The organism is Micromonospora sp. ATLC16, assembly GCF_057196645.1.
In genome coordinates this window covers 1-21,680 of sequence record NZ_JBXUOW010000065.1, presented here as the reverse complement: position 1 = coordinate 21,680, position 21,680 = coordinate 1, and the positions used below count along the sequence as shown (strand labels likewise).

Sequence of the window (21,680 nt, the reverse complement as noted above, 5' to 3'; positions counted from 1 at the left end):
ACGTATTTGGGAAGCTGTACATGAGAGAACGCCAGTGAGAGTTGCATTCATGCCCATGGAGATGTCAACCTGTTAGCGCGTCCTCACCGCCGGTTGTCGTGGCGACGGTGGTGGTGAGCGACCGGAGGGGATGAGGCGCGCGGCGGTCGGGTTTCCCCCGTACCCGATCGCCGCGTGCCACGCCAGTGGGTCGGCCATCGGAAGGGAAGCGACGTGCAGACTGGTCAGCGGGTTTTCGGCGAGTGCCGGGACGGCCGGCGATGACACGTTTCCTGGTGGTGCTGACCGACGTCCGTCCGTTCGAGATCGATGGTCGTAACGAACGGCTGGCCCCGGAGCGTCGCCGCCAGGTGGTCGGCGCGAGCAGTCGCGAGGCCGCCGACCGGATCGCCGGCGCCTTCATGGCGCTGGGCATGGTGCGGGCCGGCCGGCAGCGGGTCAAGGTGCTCGCCATCGGCCGCCGGCACGCGTACGGTGAGCGTGAGCTGGCCGGCTGACCTCGATCGTCCGATTACTTTCCGTATATCGCTCGTTGACCTTTTGCGGCCGCATCGCGTTCCCGCAGGGTATCGGCTCCCCACATCCGCCACGCACAGTAAGGTCATCCGGGAGAGCGCCGGCAGTGCGTCCCGGAAAGGTGATCACAGTGACCACCCCAGGCAAGACCCGCGTGGCGATCGTCTTCGGCGGCCGCAGCCCGGAACACGGCATCTCGTGCGTCAGCGCCGGCAGTGTGCTCGGCGTGCTGGACCCGGACGAGTTCGAGGTGGTGCCGGTCGGTATCACCCGAGCCGGTCAGTGGGTACTCACCAGCGGCGACCCCGGCCAGTTGGCGATCAACGCCCGTCGGCTACCGGAGATCACCGCGGCATCCGGCACGGACATCGTGCTGCGCACCGACCCCACCGGCGGCGGACTGCTGGTGCTCGACCCGACCGAAGGACCCCGGGCGCTCGCCGACGTGGACGTGGTCTTCCCCGTGCTGCACGGCGCCTACGGTGAGGACGGCACCATCCAGGGCATGCTGGAGATGGCCGGCATCCCGTACGTCGGGGCGAAGGTCTTCGCCTCGGCCGCCGCGATGGACAAGGAGTTCACCAAGAAGCTCTGCGCCGCCGAGGGCATCCCGGTCGGCCCGTACGCGGTGCTGCGCAGCGGGACCACGCTGAGCGAGGCGGACAAGCAGCGGCTGGGCCTGCCGGTCTTCGTCAAGCCCTCCCGGGCCGGCTCCTCCTTCGGCATCACCAAGGTCAACGACTGGGCCGACCTGGACACAGCCCTCGCCACCGCTCGGGAGATCGACAGCAAGGTCCTGGTCGAGGGCGCCATCGTCGGCCGGGAGATCGAGTGCGGCGTGCTGGAGGGCGAGGCCGGCGGTGCGCCGGAGGCATCCGTGCTGGCCGAGGTCCGGGTGGTCGGGGACTACGACTTCTACGACTTCGAGGCCAAGTACATCGACGCGGAGTCCGCCTGCGAGTACGACATCCCGGCCGACCTACCGGAGCGGGTCACCCGGCAGGTGCGCGACTACGCCGTCCGTGCCTTCACCGCGCTGGACTGCGCCGGCCTGGCCCGCGTCGACTTCTTCGTCACACCCGAACTCGACGTCTACCTCAACGAGATCAACACGATGCCGGGCTTCACGCCCACGTCGATGTTCCCTCGGATGTGGGCGGCGGCCGGCCTGGAGTATCCGAAGCTTGTCGACCGGCTCATCCGCACCGCGTTGACCCGGGGACCGGGACAGCACTGACCCCAGCTCGGCGCTGACCTGCTGCGTCAGGAGGTGCAGCCGGACGGTGCCGCGCCGGACGACCGGATCGACTCGACGATGGTGGCGGATACCGGGGAGGCCCACTGCAACGCCTCGCCGTAGCTGTGCGGCACCCGCAGGGTGACCGCGGTCTCCCGGTCGACGGTGATCAGCTCCGTCGCGTCGGGACCCTCCACCGCGTACCAGCAGACCGAGTTGACCAGGTAGAGGTGGTCGTCGGGCCGTACCTCCGGCTCGTCGCCACCGCAGGCCACAGTGAGCGCCGGGTCGCCGTACGCTGCGTTCTGTTCCGGCCCGGCGCTGACCGGTCGTTGCGGCAGGTCGCGGATCGAGTCGGGCAGTTGGGACAGCAGGGCGCGGCAGACGACGGTCGGCCGCTCGCCGAGCTGAGGGGCGGCCATCTCGACCGGCGCGGTGGAGACCGGACCGGGCGTGGTTGCCGACGGCTGCGGCGCGGCGGTCGGCTCCGCCGGCGAGAGGTTGCCCAGCGCGAGCGCACCCACCAGCAGGGCCACCGGCGCCGCCACCGCCGTGGCGATCAGCGCCGCACTGCGGCTGGTGCGGTCGGGTGCCTTCGCGTCCGGGCGGTCAGCCTGGGCGACGGGGGATTCAGTGTGCTCGTCCACTTACAGGCGCACCACCGAACACGTGAGGGTGCGAGTGATGCCGGGCACCATCTGCACCTTGCTGACAATGAGTTTTCCGAGCTCGTCGACGGTGTTCGCCTCGGTGAGCACGACCACGTCGTACGGCCCGGTGACCGCGTCGACGCGGACCACACCGGCGAGATCAGCGATGAGACCGGCCACGTCACGTGCCCGGCCGACCTCTGTCTGGATGAGGATGTACGCCTGTACCACGACTCGACCTCCCTCCGTCGCCGCCTGCCAGGCGGCCCGAAGGGAGAAAGTACCTTACGGACCAGGGCAGACGCCGATCGGTGGCCAAGGAGAAGCACAGTGAGCGAGCGCAGCGAGCGAGCCGTCAGGCTCAGGCTGGTGCCGTCGTGAGTGTCGCGGGTGTCGGCGAGTTCGGGCTGATCGACCGGGTCACCGCCCGGCTCTCGTACGGCCCGACGGTGCTGCTCGGCCCCGGTGACGACGCGGCGGTGGTCGCCGCGCCGGACGCCCGGGTGGTCGCCACCACCGACGTGCTGGTCGAGGGGCGGCACTTCCGCCGGGACTGGTCCGGGGCGCACGACATCGGCCGCCGGGCGGCGGCGGCGAACCTCGCCGACGTGGCGGCCATGGGCGCGGAGCCGACCGCCCTGCTGGTGGCGCTCTGCGTACCCGGGGATGTCGACACCGGCTGGCTGGAACAACTGACCGACGGGCTCGGTGCCGAGGCGGCCGGTGTCGAAGCCAGTGTGGTGGGCGGGGACATGTCGGCCAGCCCTACGCTGACCATCGCGGTCACCGCCCTCGGCGACCTGGGCGGTCGGTCGCCGGTGACCCGGGCCGGTGCCCGACCCGGTGACCTGCTCGCCCTGGCCGGTCGGACCGGGTACGCGGCGGCCGGGTTCACCGTGCTCTCCCGTGGCTTCCGGACGCCCCGGCTGCTGGTCGAGGCGTATCGGCGTCCGGAGGTGCCCTACCCGGCCGGACCGCAGGCCGCCCGGCTCGGCGCCACCGCCATGATCGACGTCTCGGACGGGCTGCTGGCCGACCTCGGGCACGTCTCGAAGGCCAGCGGGGTGGCCATCGACATCACCCGGGACGCCTTCGAGGTGCCGCCGCAGATGCGTGACGCCGCGCAGGCGCTCGGTGTCGACCCGTACGCCTGGCTGTTGGCCGGTGGCGACGACCACGCGCTGGCCGCGACCTTTCCCCCGGCGACGGCCCTGCCACCGGGCTGGCGCATGATCGGCCGCGTCGCCGAAGGCTCCGGTGTGACGGTGGACGGCAGACCGTTCGACGGGCCGGCCGGATGGGATCACTTCCGCTGACCGCAGGCCACCCCGCGGTGCGCTGCCAGCCGCGTCGTACCCTGCACGGGTGCACGAGATCGAGATCCATCGGGTGCCGTTCGACTCGCCGGAGGCGCGGCGGTTGATCACCGCGACCCTGGCCGACCTGAGCGGCCGGTACGGCGGCAGCGGCGACGAGACCCCGGTCGACGCGCGCGAGTTCGTTCCACCGGCGGGGGCGTTCCTGGTCGCCCGGATCGACGGTCAGCCCGTGGGCTGCGGCGGATGGCGCAGCCACGGCGACGAGGCCGCCGAGGTGAAGCGGATGTACACCGCGCCGGAGGCCCGGGGGCGGGGGGTGGCCCGCACGGTGCTGGCGGCCATCGAGCGCTCGGCCCGTCAGCATGGCCGCCGACGGATCATCCTGGAGTGCGGTGACCGGCAGCCCGAGGCGATCGCGTTGTACGAGGCGGCCGGCTACGAGCGGATCGCCAACTTCGGCTTCTACGCCGCTGAGCCCGGCTGCCTGTCGTTCGGCCGCAGGCTCTGAGCAGCCCGCTCGCTGGGCACACGACACCGGCCAGCGGACACGACAAAACCGGCGGGCCCGCTGGGGCCCGCCGGTGCTGACAGTCGTGATGTCCGGTGCTACCGCGTCAGGCGCGGGCGACCTTGCCGGCCTTGATGCAGGACGTGCAGACCTTCAGCTTCTTGGTCGTGCCGCCACCGGCCGGGGTGCGCACCGACTGGATGTTCGGGTTCCAGCGGCGGTTGGTCCGCCGGTGCGAGTGGGACACGTTGTGGCCGAAGCCCGGCCCCTTGCCACAGACGTCACACACGCTAGCCACGGGATACTCCTGGGATTGAAACGTTCATGAGGTCGGCACCAGGCGCAGCCCGGGCAACCGGGCCAGAGTACCCGATGCGGAAGTCGCCTGCCCAACCGGGCTCGGCCACCGCCACCGCGCGGCGGCGATGCGGACGGCAGCGTGCCCGCGAACCTGATCTGACCGCACCCGCCCCGGTGCCGGGCGAGTGTCAGCGCACGCCGATAGGCTGCCACCGTGCTGGACACCCTCGACGCCGCCGCCGTGCGCCGCTGGTGCGCCGGCGGCCTGGCCGCGCTCAAGCGGCACCAGGGTGAGATCGACGAGCTGAACGTCTACCCGGTTCCCGACGGTGACACCGGCACCAACCTGGTGCTCACCCTCACCTCCGCGCAGCAGGCGCTGGCGATGGATCTCGACACCCACGCCGACGGCGTCTCGACCGCGCACGGGCACGCGTTGCGCCTGATGGCCCGGGGCGCCCTGCTCGGCGCGCGAGGCAACTCCGGGGTGATCCTGTCGCAGATCCTGCGGGGCCTCGCCGACACGCTGGCCGCCGCTCCGCAGGTGCGGGGCCGGGAGCTGGCCGCAGCCCTGCGCCAGGCCACCGACGCGGCGTACACGGCGGTGGCCCGCCCGGTGGAGGGCACCCTGCTCTCCGTGGTCTCGGCCGCCGCCGGCGCGGCCGAGCAGGCTGGCAGCGACGAGCTGCGCGTGGTGGCCCGGGCGGCGGCAGACGCCGCTGCCGGCGCGCTGGCCCGCACTCCCGAGCAGCTGCCGGCGCTGGCCCGGGCCGGGGTGGTCGACGCCGGTGGGCAGGGGCTGTGCGTGCTGCTCGACGCCCTGGTCGAGGTGGTCGCGGGGGAGAGTCCGGTGCGGCTGACGCCCAGTCTTCCGCCGGTGCGGCCGGCGGTCACCGTCGCCCGGGAGACCGGCTCCCCGGAGTACGCCTACGAGGTGCAGTTCCTGCTCGACGCCGAGCCCGCCGCGGTGGAGCGGATGCGGGAGACCCTGGCCACCATCGGCGACTCCCTGGTCGTCGTCGGCGACCAGGGCACCTGGCAGGTTCACGTGCACGTCAACGACGTCGGCGCGGCGATCGAGGCGGGTGTGGTCGCCGGCCGCCCGCACCAGATCGCGGTGACCCGCTTCGTCGATCACCCGGAGCCCGTACCGCCCCGGTTGCCCGACGGGCGGGCTGCCGTGGTGGTGGCCGCCGGCGCCGGGATCGCCGAGCTGCTCGCCGCCGAGGGAGCGGTGGTGGTGCCGGGCAACCCCTCGGTCGGGGAGCTGCTCGACGCGGTACGCGCCACCGGGGCGGCACGGGTGGTGGTGCTGCCCAACGAACCGGACGCGCAGGCGGTGGCGAGCCAGGTCGCCGAGGAGGCGGGCCGGCTGGGAGTGGAGGTGGCGGTGGTACCGACCCGGTCGCCGGTGCAGGCGCTGGCGGCGCTAGCCGTGCGCGATCCGCAGCGCCGCTTCGCCGACGACGTGATCGCGATGGCCGAGGCTGCCGGCGCCTGCCGGTACGCGGAGGTGTGCCGGGCCGGCCGCGAGGCGCTCACCGTCGCCGGCCCGTGCCGCGCCGGTGACGTGCTCGCCCTGGTGGAGGGTGAGGTCAATCTGATCGGCGCCGACCTGGTGGACACCTGCGTCGCGCTGGTCGACCGGATGCTCGGCGGTGGCGGCGAGTTGGTCACGCTGCTCGTCGGTGCCGACGCGCCCGACGGGTTGGTGGACGCGGTGCGGGCGCACCTCACGGCGCGTTGGCCCTTCGTGGAGGTGCAGGCGTACCCGGGCGGGCAACCCCATCATCCCCTGATGGTCGGTGTCGAATGACCGCCACACCGTCCGACCCGGACACTCCGCTGAAGAAGCTGGTCGGCGAGAAGACCGCCAAGGCGCTGGCCGGTCACCTCGACCTGCACACCGCGGGCGATCTCATCTACCACTTTCCCCGCCGCTACGACGAGCGTGGCGAGCACACCGACATCCGCGCGCTGGACGTCGGCGAGCAGGTCACCGTGCTGGCCCAGGTGCAGCGCACCGCCGTACGCCCGATGCGTCAGCGGCGGGGCAACCTGTTGGAGGTCACCGTCGGCGACAGCTCCGGCGGCAGCCTCACGCTCACCTTTTTCGGCAACCAGGCGTGGCGCGAACGTGAACTGCGCCCCGGCCGGTGGGGGCTGTTCGCCGGGAAGGTGACCGAGTTCCGCGGTCGGCGGCAGCTCAACGGGCCGGAGTACGTCCTGCTGGGGGAGCAGACCGACACCGAGGTCGCGGCCAGCGAGCAGATCGAGGAGTTCGCCGGGGCGCTCATTCCGGTCTACCCGGCCGCTGCGGCGGTGCCCACCTGGGTGATCGCCCGCTGCGTCCGGGTGGTGCTGGACACGGTGGCCCCGCCGGAGGATTCGTTGCCGGCGTCGGTACGGGCCAGCCGGAACCTGGTGGGCCTGGGGAACGCCCTCCGGGAGATCCACCGGCCGTCCAGCCGGGAGGAGCTGTACCGGGCCCGTCGGCGGCTGAAGTGGGACGAGGCGTTCGCCGTGCAGGTGACCCTGGTCCGACGCAAGCGGGACGCTGCCGCGTCGCCCGCGCGTCCCCGGCCCGGGACATCAGGTGGTCTGCTCGACGCGTTCGACGCCCGGCTGCCGTACGAGCTGACCGCCGGTCAACGTGACGTCGGTGTGGAGATCGCCGCCGACCTCGCCACCGGTCATCCGATGCACCGGCTGTTGCAGGGCGAGGTCGGCTCCGGCAAGACCGTGGTGGCGCTGCGGGCGATGCTCCAGGTGGTCGACGCGGGCGGGCAGGCCGCGCTGCTGGCACCCACGGAGGTGCTCGCCGCCCAGCATCACCGGGGCATGCTCGACCTGCTCGGCCCGCTCGCCCAGGCCGGTGAGCTGGGTGCCGCCGACCATGCCACCCGGGTGGAACTGGTCACCGGCTCGTTGGGCGCGGCCGCTCGGCGTCGGGCGCTGGCCGAGGTCGCCAGCGGCGCGGCCGGCATCGTGCTGGGCACCCACGCCCTGCTCTACGAGGGGGTCGACTTCGCCGATCTGGGTCTGGTCGTGGTCGACGAGCAGCACCGGTTCGGCGTCGAGCAGCGGGACGCGTTGCGGGCCAAGGCGGACCAGCCGCCGCACGTACTGGTGATGACCGCCACCCCGATTCCTCGTACGGTCGCCATGACGGTCTACGGCGACCTGGAGATCTCCACCCTGTCCCAACTGCCGCGCGGTCGTTCACCGATCGCCTCACACGTCGTACCGGTGGCGGAGAAGCCAGCCTTCCTCGATCGTGCCTGGCGGCGGCTGCGGGAGGAGGTGGCCGCCGGCCACCAGGCGTACGTGGTCTGCCCCCGGATCGGGGACTCGACGTCCGGGGCCGAGGAGGAGCCGCCGACGGTCGACGACTCGGAGCGGCGGCCACCGCTGGCGGTGACCGAGGTCGCGCCGTTGCTGGCCGACGGGCCGCTGCACGGTCTGCGGATCGGGGTTCTGCACGGCCGGCTGCCGGCCGACGAGAAGGACGCGGTGATGCGGTCCTTCGCCGCCGGTGAGCTGGACGTGCTGGTGGCCACCACGGTGGTCGAGGTGGGGGTGGACGTCCCCAACGCGACGATGATGGTGGTGTTGGACGCCGACCGGTTCGGCGTCTCGCAGCTGCACCAGTTGCGCGGCCGGGTGGGCCGGGGCAGCGCACCCGGGCTCTGCCTGCTGGTGACCGAGGCGGCCGAGGGCAGCGGGGCACGGGAGCGGCTGGACGCCGTCGCCTCCACCACGGACGGTTTCAAGCTCGCCGAGCTGGACCTGGAACAGCGGCGGGAGGGGGACGTGCTGGGCGCCACCCAGTCCGGCCGTCGTTCGCACCTGCGCCTGCTGTCGCTGCTGCGCGACGCGGACCTGATCCGGGACGCGCGGGCGGAGGCGATCGCGTTGGTCGAGGAGGATCCGGAGCTGACCCGGCATCCGGCGCTCGCCGCCTCGGTGGCCGCGCTGGTCGACGCCGACCGCGCCGAGTACCTCGAAAAGGGCTGAGCCGCTTCCGAGCCGCCGGCCTTCCGAATCCCCTCCCGCCGGTCGCCGGGGCGGGACAGCGAACCGCCCCGGTCACCCGTGGAACGGGGTGACCGGGGCGGGCACGCTCAGCTCGGCTCAGGCGGTGAAGTGGATCCGCCGCCGCCGCGCCATCACGAACAGGATCGCGCCCAGCGCCAGCAGGGCGATCGCGCCCGCGGCGATGCCGCCGGCCGCAGCGCCGGTCACCGGCAGGCCCGGCCCATCGCCGCCGCCACCGCCGCCGCCGCAGCCCTCGGGGGCGTAGACGACCTCAAGCTCCAGGCCCAGCTCCGGCAGGACGACCAGCGCCGCCTCCTCGTCACCGGCCGGGAAGGTGACCGCCTCCGACGAACCCGGTGCGACCGTACGGGTCTCGGTCTTGTCGCCGTAGGTGAACTCCACCTTGACCGGCATGCCACCCTCCGGGTTCGACGCGGTCAGCCCGAAGGTCTCGCAGTCCGCCTCGGTGGTCACGGTCGGCAGCGGGCAGTCCTCCGGACGCTCCCAGGAGTACGTGCCGTTATCGATGACCTCGCCGTCGACCAGCACCTCGATCTTGCCGGCGTTCTCGGCGGGCACCACGGTCTCGTTGTCGGCCTTGCCCGGCTCGACGGTGACGGTCTTGGTCCAGCCGTTCTCGCCCCGGACCTCGAACTCGACCGGGTACTTCGAGATCGAACCGTCGTTGCTCAGCGAGACGGTGACGCTGCCGTCGCAGGCGGAGGAGAAGGTGGACGCCGGGGTGGTGCAGTTCTTGCTGCCGCCGTTGTACCAGCCCTGCGGGCCCGAGGAACGGTTGCCGGGAGCACCCTTGTCGCCAAGCTTCTTGGCGCCGTAGCGCGGGCCGCCCTCGACCAGCGGGTCGATGACCTCGTCGACGCCGCCCCAGATCAGGTCGACCTGGGTGTGGCAGTCCGGGACACCGACGTTCAGCTCGATCTCGTGCTGGCCGGCGCCGAGGAAGTCGCTGTCCGGCTCGCCGTAGACGTACTGCGGGGTGGCGAACTGCGGGCGCGGGGCGAAGTACGACACCAGGGTGAAGTACTGCTTCTCGTCGCCGCACAGCGGCAGGTCACCGTCCAGCTTGACCGTCGCGGTGCCCTTCGGGCCGTCGAAGGTGTGGCTGTACTTCGCCTCGCTGGCGTCGACGCACTTCGGCGCCGGGGTGCACGCTCCGTCGGCGGCGAGGTTGATGGTGCCCTCGTTGGTCCTTTCCCGCCGGTTGTCCCAGCGGCCCTCGACGATGAGCTTGGCGCTCTCGGTGGTGCCCGGAACGCGCTGTACGGCCTGGACCGAGCCGCCCCGGGGGATCGCCACGCCCTGGAGGTCGACGGGGTCGGCACCCGGCACGAGAACCTGGATGGGAGTCGACGGCTCGGCGGTCACCTTCTTGACCGTGGCGGCGGTCCTGCGCTCGCTGTTGGCCACCGTCCACGTGATCACTCGCTCGCCACTGAGCTGGTCACAGACGACGGTCGCGGTGATGGTGGTGTGGTGGGCGCTGGCGGGGGTGGCCACCGCCGCTGCTCCGGTCAGGCCGATGAGGGCGGCTGCCAGGACAGCCAGCGGCCGCCGCAGCGACAGCTTGGGTCGGATCACGCGTACTCCCGGGGTGAAGATGCTTCAGGGTCGGCGCGGGCGGGACGGACGGCGCTGGCGGTACGACGCCGCGCCTGAGGAGAGGTGTGCCTCCCTTGCCGATGACCGGCGGCGATGCGCCGGCACCGGGCAGACCCTAGCGAGATCGCGAGAAACGAAACAGCCCTCAGGCAAGCTTAAGTGAGATGTTGTCAATTCGAGACTATTGATATACCCGTAGTGATCATTTGGGGGCGGCGCGCTCCGCTGTCCCGTTCGGACCGGTACGCCGCCGCGATGGGGCTCCGTCGGCCCGGGGCCGGTCCGCTGTCGCGTAGCGTCAGGACGGTGAGCAGGAGCGAGCGATGACCCGCATCGTCGCGGGCAGCCTGGGTGGCCGGCGGATCGCCGCCCCGTCCGGTGCCGGCACCCGACCCACCTCCGACCGGGTCCGCGAGGCGTTGTTCAGCGCGATCGAAGCCGAGGTGGACCTCGACGGCGTTCGCTTCGCCGACCTTTACGCCGGCTCGGGCGCCGTCGGCCTGGAGGCGCTGTCCCGGGGCGCCGCGTACGCGCTGCTGGTCGAGTCCGACCCGCGCGCCGCTCGGGTGATCCGGGAGAACCTGACGGCGCTGCGGGTCGGTTCGTCGGCCCGACTGGTCACCGGAAAGGTCGCCACCGTGCTGGCCGCCGGCGTGGAGGGTGATCCGTACGGCGTCGTCTTCGCCGATCCGCCGTACGCCCTGCCGGACGACGGCATCCGCGCGATGCTCGGCGCTCTGCTGGACGGGGGTTGGCTGGCGCCGGAGGCATTGGTGGTGGTGGAGCGGTCCAGTCGCGGCGGACCGGTCGAGTGGGTGCAAGGCATCACTGGCCAGCGCAGTCGTCGGTACGGCGAGACCACCCTTTGGTACGGTCGCCGATCATGAGACGTGCGGTGTGCCCCGGATCGTTCGACCCGGTCACCAACGGTCACCTCGACATCGTCGGCCGAGCGAGCCGGCTGTTCGACGAGGTGATCGTCGGCGTACTGGTCAACCAGTCGAAGAGTGGCCTGTTCACCGTCGAGGAGCGCATCGACATGCTTCGCGAGGTGACCGCCTCCTACGGCAACGTGCGGGTGGAGTCCTTCCGGGGCCTGCTGGTGGACTTCTGCCGGGCGCAGCGGGCGAGCGTGCTCATCAAGGGCCTGCGGGCGGTCAGCGACTTCGACTACGAGTTGCAGATGGCCCAGATGAACATCGGCCTGGCCGGGGTCGAGACGCTGTTCATGCCGACCAACCCGCTCTACTCCTTCCTCTCCTCGAGTCTGGTCAAGGACGTGGCCAAGTGGGGTGGCGACGTCACTCCCCACGTACCGGATGTGGTCCGCGAGGCCCTCAAGGCCCGCCTGGTCCCCCCACCCCCCTGACGACCGCCCCCGCTCCTGAGTTGCGATCTTGCAGTTCCGGTCGTCGTTCTGTCGCTTTCGGCGTGTTTGCGGGTGCAGGAAGTGCAAGATCGCGAGGTGGGGCGGGGCGACACGCCCGGGGAGGGGGCGGTGTGGGGTTGGCGGCGGACGACATCATTGGGTGAAGCGGGAAACCGGCCGCAGCCCGCATGATGTAGGTCGGCCCGACGAACGACAGGAGTGAGGTACCGGTGGACCCGCTCGACCGCATCGACGAACTGATCACCATCGTGGAGCAGGCGCGCTCCGTACCGATGTCGCGCAACAACTGCATGGTCGACCGGGGTGAGATGATCGCGGCCCTCGACGAACTGCGCGCCGAACTCCCTGCCGACCTGCGCCGCGCCGCCGCCCTGCTGGAGGAGCGGGACAAGATCATGGAGGCCGGCAAGCGGGAGGCCGACCGCATCATCAGCGAGGGTGAGGCGGAACACGCCCGCCTGGTCTCGGTGAACGAGATCACCGTCTCCGCCGAGCACGAGGGCGCCCGGATCATCGGCGAGGCACGCGCCGAGGCGCAGCGGCTGCGCGAGGAGGTCGACGACTACGTCGACACCGCGTTGGCCAACTTCGAGCAGTTCCTCACCCGGGCGCTGGCCTCGATAGAGCGTGGCCGGGACAAGATGCACGCGCTGCGGGAGATCGGCACCTTCGCCGGGGACGAGGCGGAGCGTCCGTTGCCCTTCTGACCGCCGCGGGGCCGTCGTCGAACGGATCGTCCGCTGCCGGCCGGACTGTCCGCCAGTGCCGGGACCTCCGCTGCTCCCGGTGCCGGGACGGCCGGTCACCCCCGATTCGACGCTGGAGCGTCCGTCCAGGTAACCTCGTTTGTCGGCCTCTCACCGGCCGGAGATCTGACTATGCCCAAGAACTCACCCACTTCACTCGACCCCAGGTCGCCGCTGGTCCTCGACACGAGGGAACTGCCGCGCCGACCTGGTGCTCTGCGTACCGTCGAACGGGTGGTCCCGGCACCGTCGGACCTCGGCGTGGAGTTGATCGGCGTGCCGGAGGGCGCGGGCCTCGACCTCGATCTGCGGATGGAGTCGGTGTCCGAGGGCGTGCTCGTCTCGGGGACCGTGAGCGGTCCCATCCGGGGCGAGTGCGGTCGCTGCCTGCGCGAGATCAACGACTCGGTGACGGTGACGATCCAGGAGCTGTACGCGTACGAGAACAGCACCACGGATGCCACCACCGAGGAAGATGAGGTCGGTCGAATGCAGGGCGACCTGATCGACCTGGAACCGGCGTTGCGGGACGCGGTGGTGCTCGCGCTGCCGAACAACCCGCTCTGCCGCCAGGACTGCCCCGGCCTGTGCCCCGAATGCGGGGTGCACCGGGACGATCTGCCGGCCGATCACAGTCACCAGCAGATCGACCCGCGTTGGGCGGGCCTGTCGCAACTGACCCGTACAGAGGAGTAAGAACCGTGGCCGTCCCCAAGCGCAAGATGTCGCGCAGCAACACCCGGTCCCGCCGGGCGAACTGGAAGGCCGCGGCGGTCGCGACCGTCGCCTGCCCGCAGTGCAAGTCCGCGAAGCTGCCGCACGCCGCCTGCTCGGTCTGCGGCACCTACAACGGCCGCCAGGTCCTTGAGGTCTGATCCGGACGGCGCGTGACGTCTCCGACCACAGGTCGGGCGACGCACACCTCCCGACGGACGCCCGCAACTCCGGCCGACGCCGGCCGGCCCAGGCCGGCCGGCGTCGAGTCGGAGTCAGGCGTCGCACGGATCGCCGTTGACCTCCTCGGCGGGGACGAGGCTCCCGCCGTCGTGGTGGACGGCGCTCTGCGGGCGGTGTGCGACGACCCGGACCTGCACCTGCTTCTCGTCGGGCCGACCCGGGCCGCCGGCACGCTGATCGACGCCCTGGAACCGGCACAACGGGACCGGATCACGGTCCGCCCGACGCACTCCGTCGTCGAGATGGCCGACGACCCCAGCGCGGCACGCGCCGAGACCACCGTCCGCGCGGCGGTGGCGGCGGTCCGTGCCGGATACGCCGACGCGGTGGTCTCCGCCGGCTCCACCGGCGCGACCGTCACCGCTGCCGCCCTCGGCCTCGGCCGCTGGCCCGACGTGCGACGCCCGGCCCTCGCCGCCGCGCTGCCCGCCGTCTCCGGCACCGTCGTCCTGCTCGACGTCGGTGGCTCACTGGAACCGAACCCGGCGACACTCGCCCGGCATGCCGCGCTCGGTGCCGCCTACGCCGCGGTCGCCCACGGTGTCGCCGCGCCCCGGGTGGGCCTGCTCTCCGTGGGCACCGAGCCCGGCAAGGGCGACCGCGCCCGGCGGCTCACCGATCCCGTGCTCAGTGCGGCGGCACTGCCCGGCGAGGCCCGCTACGTCGGGCTCGTCGAGGGGTACGACGTCTGCGTCGGCACGCGGGCCGATGTGGTGGTCACCGACGGTTTCACCGGTAACGTGCTGCTCAAAGCCGTCGAAGGCGCGTACGCCATGGCCGGCGGGACGCCGCCTGGTGGCGGCGCTCCCCGGGCGGCCGCGCTGCTCGGCGTGGCCGGCACCGTCGTCGTCTGCCACGGCGCCGCCCGCGCCGATGACATCGCCTCCGGCATCGCCCTGGCCGCGCACCTCTGGCGGCGCGACGCCACCGAGCGGGTCGCCGCGCTGCTCGCCGGGAACCGCACCGATCGCACGACCGACACCGAGGTACGCACATCATGAGCAACGACAAGCGTCGGCGGCCCGCAGTCGGCCACCTGGAGGCCGCCTTCGGGGTCTCACTGGACCCGGAACTGCTGGAGCGCGCGCTCACCCACCGTTCGTACGCGTACGAGAACGGCGGGCTGCCCACCAACGAGCGGCTGGAGTTCCTCGGCGACTCGGTGCTGGGCGTGGTGATCACCACCGCGCTCTTTCAGAACCACCCCGACCTGCCGGAGGGGCAGCTGGCGAAGCTGCGGGCCAGCGTGGTCAACATGCGCGCGCTCGCCGACGTGGCGCGCGGCCTGGGCCCGGACGGCCTCGGCCCCTACCTGCTGCTCGGCAAGGGCGAGGAGACCACCGGCGGTCGGGACAAGGCCAGCATCCTCGCCGACACCCTCGAAGCGTTGCTCGGCGCGATCTACCTCCAGTACGGCCTGGACACCGCCGCCATCGTGATCCACCGGTTGTTCGACCCGCTGATGGCCGAGTCCGCTGGCCGGGGCGCCGCGCTGGACTGGAAGACCAGCCTTCAGGAACTGACCGCCGCGCTCGGCCTCGGCGTCCCGGAATACCGGATCGAGGGCACCGGGCCCGACCACCTGAAGACCTTCACCGCCTGGGTGGTGGTCGCCGGCAACCGGTACGGCGGCGCAGACGGGCGGAGCAAGAAGGAGGCCGAGCAACGGGCCGCGGAGTCGGCTTGGCGGACCCTCACCGAGCAGCCTGAGGCGACCGACGACGGCCAGGTCGAGTCGATCGCCGACGGCTCGGCTGACGAGCGGGTGAACGCGGCGGTGGACGGCCAGCGGGACCTGGTGGGCGAGGTCGAGGCCCCGGCCCAGCATGCCTGAGCTGCCGGAGGTGGAGACCGTCCGGCAGGGCCTGTCCCGCTGGGTCATCGGCCGCCGGATCGACACCGTGGAGGTGCGCCACCCCCGGGCGGTTCGTCGGCACGTGCCCGGCGGAGCGCACTTCGCGGACGTGCTGGCCGGCCGGAAGGTGCTCGACGTCCGTCGGCGCGGAAAGTATCTCTGGTTGCCGTTGGACAGCGGGGACGCCGTCGTCGGACACCTCGGGATGTCCGGGCAACTGCTGCTGCAACCGGCGGACGCGCCAGACGAGACGCACCTGCGGGTCCGGTTCCGCTTCGACGACGGTGGGCCCGAGCTGCGCTTCGTCGACCAGCGCACCTTCGGCGGGCTGTCGGTGAGCGAGGGCGGCGGCACGCTGCCGGCGGAGATCGCCCACATCGCCCGCGATCCACTGGACCCGGAGTTCTCCGACGCGGAGTTCGTGGCCGCGCTGCGTCGGCGGCGGACCGAGGTGAAGCGGGCGCTGCTCGACCAGAGCCTGATCTCCGGCGTGGGCAACATCTACGCCGACGAGGCGCTGTGGCGGGCCGGGCTGCATGGCACCCGGTCAACCGACGCGCTGACCGGCCCGGCCGCCCAGCGGCTGCTCGCGCACGTGCGGGACGTCCTCGGCGAGGCGATCACTGCGGGCGGCACCAGCTTCGATGCCCTCTACGTCAACGTCAACGGCGAGAGCGGCTACTTCGACCGGTCGTTGAACGCGTACGGACGTGAGGGGCAGCCCTGCCGTCGCTGTGCCGCACCGATTCGCCGCGACGCGTTCATGAACCGGTCGTCCTACAGCTGCCCCCGCTGCCAGCCCCGCCCCCGAGCCAAGCCCCGCGGTTGACACCGCCGCCCCGGCCGGGCGCGGTTGGCGGTGCTGGCCCGGCTGGGCGCGGTGACTGCGTCAGGGGGAGGGACAGGGCAGGCGCCAGGCGTCCAGGGTGCGGTTCTTGCGGATCGAGGCGAAGCCGTAGCCGACGCTCGTCACGCAGAACCCGGTGGTGGCACCGGTGTACTCGACGTGGAACACCGGTTTGCCGGCGTCGGTGAAGGGCAGCAGCTCGTCGCACTCGCCCAGCCGTACGCACTCCTCGTTGACGGCGAAGTCGAAGTCCGGCGCCAGCGCGGTGACCTGCGCCAGGTCGCCGAGCAGGCCGGGGGAGAGGTCGAGCGAGCGGGCCAGCGTGGCGACCCGACGGTTGAACGTCAACTGGTCGTCGAACTCCAGCGCGAAGCCGGACCGCTGGTCGTAGCCGTCGGCGTCGGCGAACACCACCGCGCCGAAACCCTTGCCCCGGCAGAGCCGGAACCGGTCGGCCAGCACCGGCCGCAGGACGTCCCACCGGCGTACGTCCAACCAGACGCGCCCGCTGCGCGTGATCGTCGCCCCGCGCACCCGGGCCGGGTAGCGGTCGGCGTCGGGGTCGGTCGGACGCACCGACCCGATGTGCACCTGGCAGACCAGCCGACGGTCCCGGGAGCGTAACTCGGCGGTCTGTGCGGCGGTGGTGTCGACCGGGTCCAGGACGAACACGTCCGCCTCGACGTCCGGATCGAGCACCCCGTCCAACTGCCACTGCCACTGCCAGTGCCGCGCCGAGCTGCTCGGCCAACTGGTCGGCGCACCGGGCGGGGTGAGGTCAGGCCGACAGGCGGCAGCCGTTACCAGCAGCGTGAACGTCAGACCGGCCGGCAGCGCCCGGCGGTGCATCCACCGCGCCGGTCGCCCGCCCAGGCCGTACCGCATCGCCAGCTCCGCAGGTCGCGGGGGCGGCGTCGGGCCGCCCGAGCCGGTACGCCGGGTCTCGGCGTACCCACCCGGTCAAACGAGCGCAGACCCGACAAGGACTCGCACTCAGCGTGGTGCGGCGAACACCTGCGTCCAGTACGGGCCGTTGCTGCTCGCCACGCCGACGCCGATCTCGGTGAAAGCGCAGTTGAGGATGTTGGCCCGGTGTCCGTCGCTGTTCATCCAGGCGTCCATGACGGCCGCCGGCGTTTGCTGGTTCCAGGCGACGTTCTCACCGTACGTGCGCCAGGCGTAGTCGACCCGGTCGATCCGGTCGCCGGGATCGCTACCGTCGCTGCCGGTGTGCGACATGTTCTTGTTGTCGGCCTGGTCCTGGCTGTGTCGCTGCGCCGCGGTCATCAGCTTGTCGTCGATGCTCAGGGCGCCGCAGCCGGCCTTCGCCCGCTCGGCGTTGACCAGCGCGAGCACCTCGGCCGCTTCCGAGGCGACGTCGCCGGAGGAGGACGGACTGGCAGAGGCGGCCCGGCTCGGGCTGCCCTGGCGTTCGGCGCCGAGTCGGGAGGGGGCCGTGCTGCGCGAGGGCTTGGGCTTGGGCTTGGGTCGGGTCGTCCGGCTCGGTGACGGCGACGCCGTCACGGTGCTGGGGGAGGCGCTGGGGCTGGGAGTGGCGCTCGGGCTCTGGCTCTCGGGCAGGTCGAGCGCCAGTTCCTCGTCCTCCTCCGGCGCGGCGGGCGCGCTGGCGACCGGTGCCTCGCCGGCCGTGGAGTTGGTGGAGGTGTCGTCACCGGGCAGCGCGAGGGCCGCGACGCCGATGCTCACCACGAGGGTGGCGGCCGCGGCGGCGCCACCCATCACCAGGGGACGCGGCAGCCGGCGGGACCGACGGGCCCGGGAGGTCGGTTCGAGCGCCGGCTCGTCGACCCCGGCCATCTCCCGGTGCCCGGTTTGCGGCCCGTGGTGAGGGAGGACGACCGGTTCGGCGTGCGCGCTGCTCCGGTCGGGGTACCCGACGGCCTGATCGGTGTACCAGTCGAGCCGATCATCGTAGGCGTACGGGCTCTCCTGCGGCGACACGTGGTGCGTGGGTCCTTCGGCGGCATGGACGGCGGTGAGGTCGTCGTCGCGGTGGTGCCGCCCGGTCTCCTGGCGGAACGAGCGCGCCTCGTGGTGGAACGAGCCCGAGGTGTCGTACCAGTCCTGCCCCGCCGTCGGGTACGACTGCTCCGCCGGCCGGTGCGCCTCCGTCGCCTGGTAGCACTGCGTGGCGTCGGACCGCCACTGCTCGGTCGGCTGGTCGCGGTACCACCCGTCGGACGGGTCCTCCGGGTCGTCGCCGAAGAGGTGGGACGACCGTGGCGCCGGCCGGTCGGTCAACCAGGCCGGGTCGTCGGTCGTTGGTTCCGCCCGCTGCGGGGTGTGCTCCGGGTCGATCGGATCATTCCAGCCGTGCACGCCTGTCGCCTCCACGGGTCGGTTACGGGCCGGGGTGACGCTACGTGCTGTGTCTGAGCAGCAGCAATCTGGCTAAGGAAGAGTTAAGAGGAGCCGGTACGTCCGGGTGAGGTGTTCGGTGTTTCCGGAGCGTAGAGTCGGGGTGTCCGGACAGAGCGTGTCCGCGCCTCGTGGCAGTCCCCCGAGACGGGTGTGGCCGACGCCGAGATGATCTACGGCCTGCGTGAACTTGACGAACCAGGGGCTGTCGGCTCAATATGGTGATGTCGCCAGTCGCGCCCGGCCATGCCCAGAAGTTGTGGGAATGGTAGTCGCGTTCACATGGGCGCGCGTTGGCCGGCCTCTCCGGCAGCGCATATCAAGGAGTAAAAATGGCGAAGGCCCTCTACGGCCACGTAGGTGCGGCGCCCGACCGGCGCCTGCTCGACGAGGTCACCCGACTGCGTGCCAGGGTTCAGTCACTGGAGTTCGAGGTCACGCGGCTGCGTGCCGAGAACGATCGGCTCGCGGCGGCTGCGGCGGAGGCAGACGATCTGCTTCGTCTGGCCGAGCCCGCGCTGACCTGAACCAACTGGTCGCCGCAAGGCGACCGCACCAAGCGGTCGCCACAACTGAATAGCACCACCGCACTGAGCGCGCCGACACGATGTGCCGGCGCGCAGCTCTGTGCGTAGCCGATCGCCTCGGCCGTTCGGTGTGACGGCGTGGTCCGGTCGGTGTCCGACGGCCGGCAGGTGGGTCGCGTCGCGTGCGCCACCCGGTCCCGGGTTAGTCTGCGGGTTTACCAGGGTCCGCGCAGCCGGGCGACGGTACGGCGGCCACCGGACGAGGATCGAGAAGGTGCATCTCAAGAGCCTGACGGTGAAGGGCTTCAAGTCTTTCGCCTCCGCGACGACGCTCAAGCTGGAGCCGGGGATCACCTGCGTGGTGGGTCCGAACGGCTCGGGCAAGTCCAACGTCGTCGACGCCATCGCCTGGGTGCTCGGCGAGCAGGGCGCCAAGGCGCTGCGCGGCGGGAAGATGGAGGACGTCATCTTCGCCGGCACCGCCGGGCGAGCCCCGCTGGGCCGAGCCGAGGTGACCCTCACCATCGACAACACCGACGGCGCGCTGCCGATCGAGTACACCGAGGTCTCGATCACCCGCCGGATGTTCCGCTCCGGTGAGAGCGAATACGAGATCAACGGCGATTCGTGCCGACTGCTCGACATTCAGGAGCTGCTGTCGGACTCCGGCATCGGCCGGGAGATGCACATCATCGTCGGGCAGGGCCGGCTCGACGGGATGCTGCACGCCAAGCCGGAAGACCGGCGGGCGTTCATCGAGGAGGCTGCCGGCGTCCTCAAGCACCGCAAGCGCAAGGAAAAGGCGCTGCGCAAGCTCGACGCGATGCAGACCAACCTCAACCGGCTCACCGACCTCACCGCCGAGCTGCGCCGACAGCTCAAACCTCTCGGGCGGCAGGCCGAGGTGGCCCGCCGGGCGGCCGTGATCCAGGCCAACCTGCGCGACGCCCGGCTGCGGCTGCTCGCCGACGACCTCGCCACACTGCGGACCACGCTGGACAAGGAGATCGCGGACGAGACCGCGCTTCGGCAGCGGCGTGAGCAGGTCGAGGCCGAGAACGCCGAGGTGCAGTCCCGCCTCGGCGAGTTGGAGGAGGCATTGGCCTCCGACGCCCCGCTGCTGGCCGCCGCCCAGGACACCTGGTACAGGCTTTCCGCGTTGCAGGAGCGGTTCCGCTCCATCGAGCAGCTCGCCGTCGAACGGCTGCGGCACCTGACCGCCACGCCGGACGACGAGCGCCCGGGCCGTGACCCGGAGCAGTTGGAGGCCGAGGCCGAACGGGTCCGAGAGCAGGAGGAGGAACTGCGCGCGGCGCTCACCGACGACCAGGTCCGGCTGGCCGAGGCGGTCGAGCACCGCCAGGAGTTGGAGCGGCAGCTTGCCGCCGCCGAGCGGGAACTGGTCGCCGCCGCGAAGGCGATCGCGGACCGGCGGGAGGGCCTGGCCCGGCTGACCGGGCAGGTGAACTCCGCCCGGGCGCGGACCACCAGCGCCGGCGAGGAGATCGAGCGGCTCGCCGTCGCGCATACCGACGCGATGGCGCGTGCTGAGCGGGCCCAGGCCGAGCTGGACGCGGTCGCCGAGCAGTCCACCGAGGCGGACCGCGACAACGCCGACCTGGACGCCCGGCACGCCGCGGCCGTCGCCGCCCAGGAAAAGGCTCAGGCCACGGTCCGGTCCCTGTCGGACGCGGAACGGGCGGCGGAGAAGGACGCCGCGACCTGGAAGGCCCGGGAGGAGGCGCTCGCCCTGGGCCTGCGCCGCAAGGACGGCGCCGGGGCCCTGTTGGCCCGCGCCGATGAGGTACCCGGCCTGTTGGGCGGCCTCGCCGGCCTGCTCACGGTGGCGCCGGGCCACGAGGCGGCGCTCGCCGCGGCGCTCGGCGGGCTGGCCGACGCGGTCGCGGTGACCGGCGTGGACGAGGCCGTCGAGGCGATGCGGCTGCTGAAGATCTCCGACGCCGGTCGGGCCGGCCTGCTCGTCGGCAGCCCCGCCGGACCGGGCATGTCCGGCCCGGCCGACGCGTTGCGTCCGAAACTGCCCGATGGCGTTCACTGGGCACCCGACCTGGTCGACTGCGACGCCCAGATCCGGCCTGCGGTGTACCGGGCGCTGCGGGACGTGGTGCTGGTGGCGGACCTGTCCGCCGCCACCGAGGTGGTCAGCGCAAATCCCGAACTGCGGGCGGTCACCCGCGAGGGCGACGTGGTGGGCGCGTACGCGTCGGCCGGCGGGTCGGCCAAGGCACCGAGTTACATCGAGGTGCAGGCGGCCGTCGAGGAGGCCCGGGCAAATCGGCTGGCTGCCGAGCGGACCAGCGCCGAACTGCGGGATCAGCTGGTCGAGGCGCGTGCCGAGGTTGCCACGGTCAAGGAGACGGTGCAGCACGCCGCGGCGGCCAAGCGGGAGGCGGAGAGCCACCGCAACGCCGCGGCACGGCGGCTCGCCGAGCTGGGTGCCGCCGCCCGGTCGGCGAAGGCGGAGACCGACCGCCTCGGCGAGTCCCGGTCGCGCGCCGAGGCAGCCCGGGAACGGGACCTGACCAGCCTGGCCGAACTGGAGGAGCGACTGCGGTTGGCCGAGGCCACCCCGATCGACGCGGAACCCTCCGCTGAGGAACGTGACCAGTTCGCCGCCATGGTGCCGCAGGCCCGACAGAACGAGATGGAGGTCCGGCTCGCGGTGCGTACCGCCGAGGAGCGGGTCGCCTCGATCGCCGGACGGGCCGACTCGCTGCGCCGGCAGGCCGGTGCCGAGCGGGCGGCCCGGGAACGGGCGGCGGCCCGGCGC

22 protein-coding genes are annotated in these 21,680 nt (G+C 72.2%); 16 read left to right on the top strand and 6 right to left on the bottom strand.

The annotated features are described in order from the left end of the window. Nucleotides 1–260 precede the first annotated feature (260 nt). Together AC2CHE_RS21860 and AC2CHE_RS21855 are read left to right on the top strand one after the other, a co-directional pair. On the top strand, nucleotides 261–497 hold the full coding sequence (locus tag AC2CHE_RS21860) for a hypothetical protein (protein ID WP_484506731.1): 237 nt from the start codon (nucleotides 261–263) through the stop codon (nucleotides 495–497). A 149-nt stretch (nucleotides 498–646) separates the two neighbouring features. Beyond that, the gene (locus AC2CHE_RS21855) at nucleotides 647–1,753 is read left to right on the top strand and encodes a D-alanine--D-alanine ligase family protein (RefSeq protein WP_484506730.1); all 1,107 of its coding nucleotides are present in this window, start codon (nucleotides 647–649) and stop codon (nucleotides 1,751–1,753) included. 26 nt (nucleotides 1,754–1,779) lie between these two features. Here AC2CHE_RS21855 and AC2CHE_RS21850 read toward each other — a convergent pair whose 3' ends face one another. Together AC2CHE_RS21850 and AC2CHE_RS21845 are read right to left on the bottom strand one after the other, a co-directional pair. Then, nucleotides 1,780–2,400, bottom strand: a complete 621-nt coding sequence (locus AC2CHE_RS21850) for a DUF3515 family protein (RefSeq protein WP_484506729.1) — start codon at nucleotides 2,398–2,400, stop codon at nucleotides 1,780–1,782. Beyond that, entirely contained in the window at nucleotides 2,401–2,634 is a 234-nt protein-coding gene (locus AC2CHE_RS21845) for an Lrp/AsnC ligand binding domain-containing protein (RefSeq protein WP_013284547.1), read from the bottom strand. It abuts the gene before it with no gap. 146 nt (nucleotides 2,635–2,780) lie between these two features. Here AC2CHE_RS21845 and AC2CHE_RS21840 point away from each other — a divergent pair, with 146 nt between their 5' ends. Both AC2CHE_RS21840 and AC2CHE_RS21835 read left to right on the top strand, forming a co-directional pair. Next, nucleotides 2,781–3,719: a thiamine-phosphate kinase gene (locus AC2CHE_RS21840; protein ID WP_484506728.1), complete on the top strand. Its 939-nt coding sequence runs from the start codon at nucleotides 2,781–2,783 to the stop codon at nucleotides 3,717–3,719. A 49-nt stretch (nucleotides 3,720–3,768) separates the two neighbouring features. Next, nucleotides 3,769–4,230: a GNAT family N-acetyltransferase gene (locus AC2CHE_RS21835; protein WP_484506727.1), complete on the top strand. Its 462-nt coding sequence runs from the start codon at nucleotides 3,769–3,771 to the stop codon at nucleotides 4,228–4,230. A 106-nt stretch (nucleotides 4,231–4,336) separates the two neighbouring features. Here AC2CHE_RS21835 and rpmB read toward each other — a convergent pair whose 3' ends face one another. Next, nucleotides 4,337–4,528 carry a 50S ribosomal protein L28 gene (rpmB, locus tag AC2CHE_RS21830; RefSeq protein ID WP_093401721.1) on the bottom strand — a complete coding sequence of 64 codons (192 nt, stop codon included), beginning with the start codon at nucleotides 4,526–4,528 and terminating at the stop codon, nucleotides 4,337–4,339. 216 nt (nucleotides 4,529–4,744) lie between these two features. Here rpmB and AC2CHE_RS21825 point away from each other — a divergent pair, with 216 nt between their 5' ends. Together AC2CHE_RS21825 and recG are read left to right on the top strand one after the other, a co-directional pair. After that, nucleotides 4,745–6,346 carry a DAK2 domain-containing protein gene (locus tag AC2CHE_RS21825; protein ID WP_484506726.1) on the top strand — a complete coding sequence of 534 codons (1,602 nt, stop codon included), beginning with the start codon at nucleotides 4,745–4,747 and terminating at the stop codon, nucleotides 6,344–6,346. Beyond that, nucleotides 6,343–8,547 carry an ATP-dependent DNA helicase RecG gene (gene recG, locus AC2CHE_RS21820; RefSeq protein ID WP_484506725.1) on the top strand — a complete coding sequence of 735 codons (2,205 nt, stop codon included), beginning with the start codon at nucleotides 6,343–6,345 and terminating at the stop codon, nucleotides 8,545–8,547. The genes AC2CHE_RS21825 and recG overlap by 4 nt, the downstream gene beginning before the upstream one ends. A gap of 117 nt (nucleotides 8,548–8,664) precedes the next feature. Here recG and AC2CHE_RS21815 read toward each other — a convergent pair whose 3' ends face one another. Beyond that, nucleotides 8,665–10,167: a cell wall anchor protein gene (locus AC2CHE_RS21815; protein ID WP_484506724.1), complete on the bottom strand. Its 1,503-nt coding sequence runs from the start codon at nucleotides 10,165–10,167 to the stop codon at nucleotides 8,665–8,667. A gap of 344 nt (nucleotides 10,168–10,511) precedes the next feature. Here AC2CHE_RS21815 and rsmD point away from each other — a divergent pair, with 344 nt between their 5' ends. From rsmD to mutM, 8 genes are all read left to right on the top strand, one after another. Next, nucleotides 10,512–11,075 (top strand): 16S rRNA (guanine(966)-N(2))-methyltransferase RsmD, encoded by a 564-nt coding sequence (gene rsmD / locus AC2CHE_RS21810; RefSeq protein WP_484506723.1) that lies wholly within the window; start codon nucleotides 10,512–10,514, stop codon nucleotides 11,073–11,075. Then, entirely contained in the window at nucleotides 11,072–11,557 is a 486-nt protein-coding gene (coaD, locus tag AC2CHE_RS21805) for a pantetheine-phosphate adenylyltransferase (protein WP_484506722.1), read from the top strand. Before rsmD ends, coaD begins: the two co-directional genes overlap by 4 nt. 230 nt (nucleotides 11,558–11,787) lie before the next feature. Beyond that, nucleotides 11,788–12,285, top strand: a complete 498-nt coding sequence (locus AC2CHE_RS21800; RefSeq protein ID WP_484506721.1) for a hypothetical protein — start codon at nucleotides 11,788–11,790, stop codon at nucleotides 12,283–12,285. Nucleotides 12,286–12,456: 171 nt separating this feature from the next. After that, nucleotides 12,457–13,020: a YceD family protein gene (locus tag AC2CHE_RS21795; RefSeq protein WP_363916966.1), complete on the top strand. Its 564-nt coding sequence runs from the start codon at nucleotides 12,457–12,459 to the stop codon at nucleotides 13,018–13,020. A gap of 5 nt (nucleotides 13,021–13,025) precedes the next feature. Continuing rightward, nucleotides 13,026–13,199 (top strand): 50S ribosomal protein L32, encoded by a 174-nt coding sequence (gene rpmF, locus AC2CHE_RS21790; protein WP_091435485.1) that lies wholly within the window; start codon nucleotides 13,026–13,028, stop codon nucleotides 13,197–13,199. A gap of 129 nt (nucleotides 13,200–13,328) precedes the next feature. Beyond that, nucleotides 13,329–14,282 carry a phosphate acyltransferase PlsX gene (locus AC2CHE_RS21785; protein ID WP_484506738.1) on the top strand — a complete coding sequence of 318 codons (954 nt, stop codon included), beginning with the start codon at nucleotides 13,329–13,331 and terminating at the stop codon, nucleotides 14,280–14,282. Then, nucleotides 14,279–15,115 carry a ribonuclease III gene (rnc, locus tag AC2CHE_RS21780; protein WP_484506720.1) on the top strand — a complete coding sequence of 279 codons (837 nt, stop codon included), beginning with the start codon at nucleotides 14,279–14,281 and terminating at the stop codon, nucleotides 15,113–15,115. Before AC2CHE_RS21785 ends, rnc begins: the two co-directional genes overlap by 4 nt. Next, complete coding sequence (gene mutM / locus AC2CHE_RS21775; RefSeq protein WP_484506719.1) at nucleotides 15,108–15,965, top strand: bifunctional DNA-formamidopyrimidine glycosylase/DNA-(apurinic or apyrimidinic site) lyase; 858 nt, start codon at nucleotides 15,108–15,110, stop codon at nucleotides 15,963–15,965. The genes rnc and mutM overlap by 8 nt, the downstream gene beginning before the upstream one ends. A 60-nt stretch (nucleotides 15,966–16,025) precedes the next feature. Here the strand turns inward: mutM and AC2CHE_RS21770 are convergent, their stop codons facing one another. After that, nucleotides 16,026–16,868, bottom strand: coding sequence for an endo alpha-1,4 polygalactosaminidase (locus AC2CHE_RS21770; RefSeq protein ID WP_484506718.1), 843 nt, complete (start codon nucleotides 16,866–16,868; stop codon nucleotides 16,026–16,028). Between the two features lie 108 nt (nucleotides 16,869–16,976). Continuing rightward, nucleotides 16,977–18,323 carry a CAP domain-containing protein gene (locus tag AC2CHE_RS21765; RefSeq protein WP_484506717.1) on the bottom strand — a complete coding sequence of 449 codons (1,347 nt, stop codon included), beginning with the start codon at nucleotides 18,321–18,323 and terminating at the stop codon, nucleotides 16,977–16,979. A 371-nt stretch (nucleotides 18,324–18,694) separates the two neighbouring features. On the opposite strand from AC2CHE_RS21765, the gene AC2CHE_RS21760 reads away from it, so the two are divergent. Beyond that, nucleotides 18,695–18,889, top strand: a complete 195-nt coding sequence (locus tag AC2CHE_RS21760; RefSeq protein ID WP_093401709.1) for a hypothetical protein — start codon at nucleotides 18,695–18,697, stop codon at nucleotides 18,887–18,889. Nucleotides 18,890–19,163: 274 nt separating this feature from the next. After that, on the top strand, nucleotides 19,164–21,680 hold a 2,517-nt coding region (gene smc, locus AC2CHE_RS21755), incomplete at its 3' end, for a chromosome segregation protein SMC (RefSeq protein ID WP_484506716.1).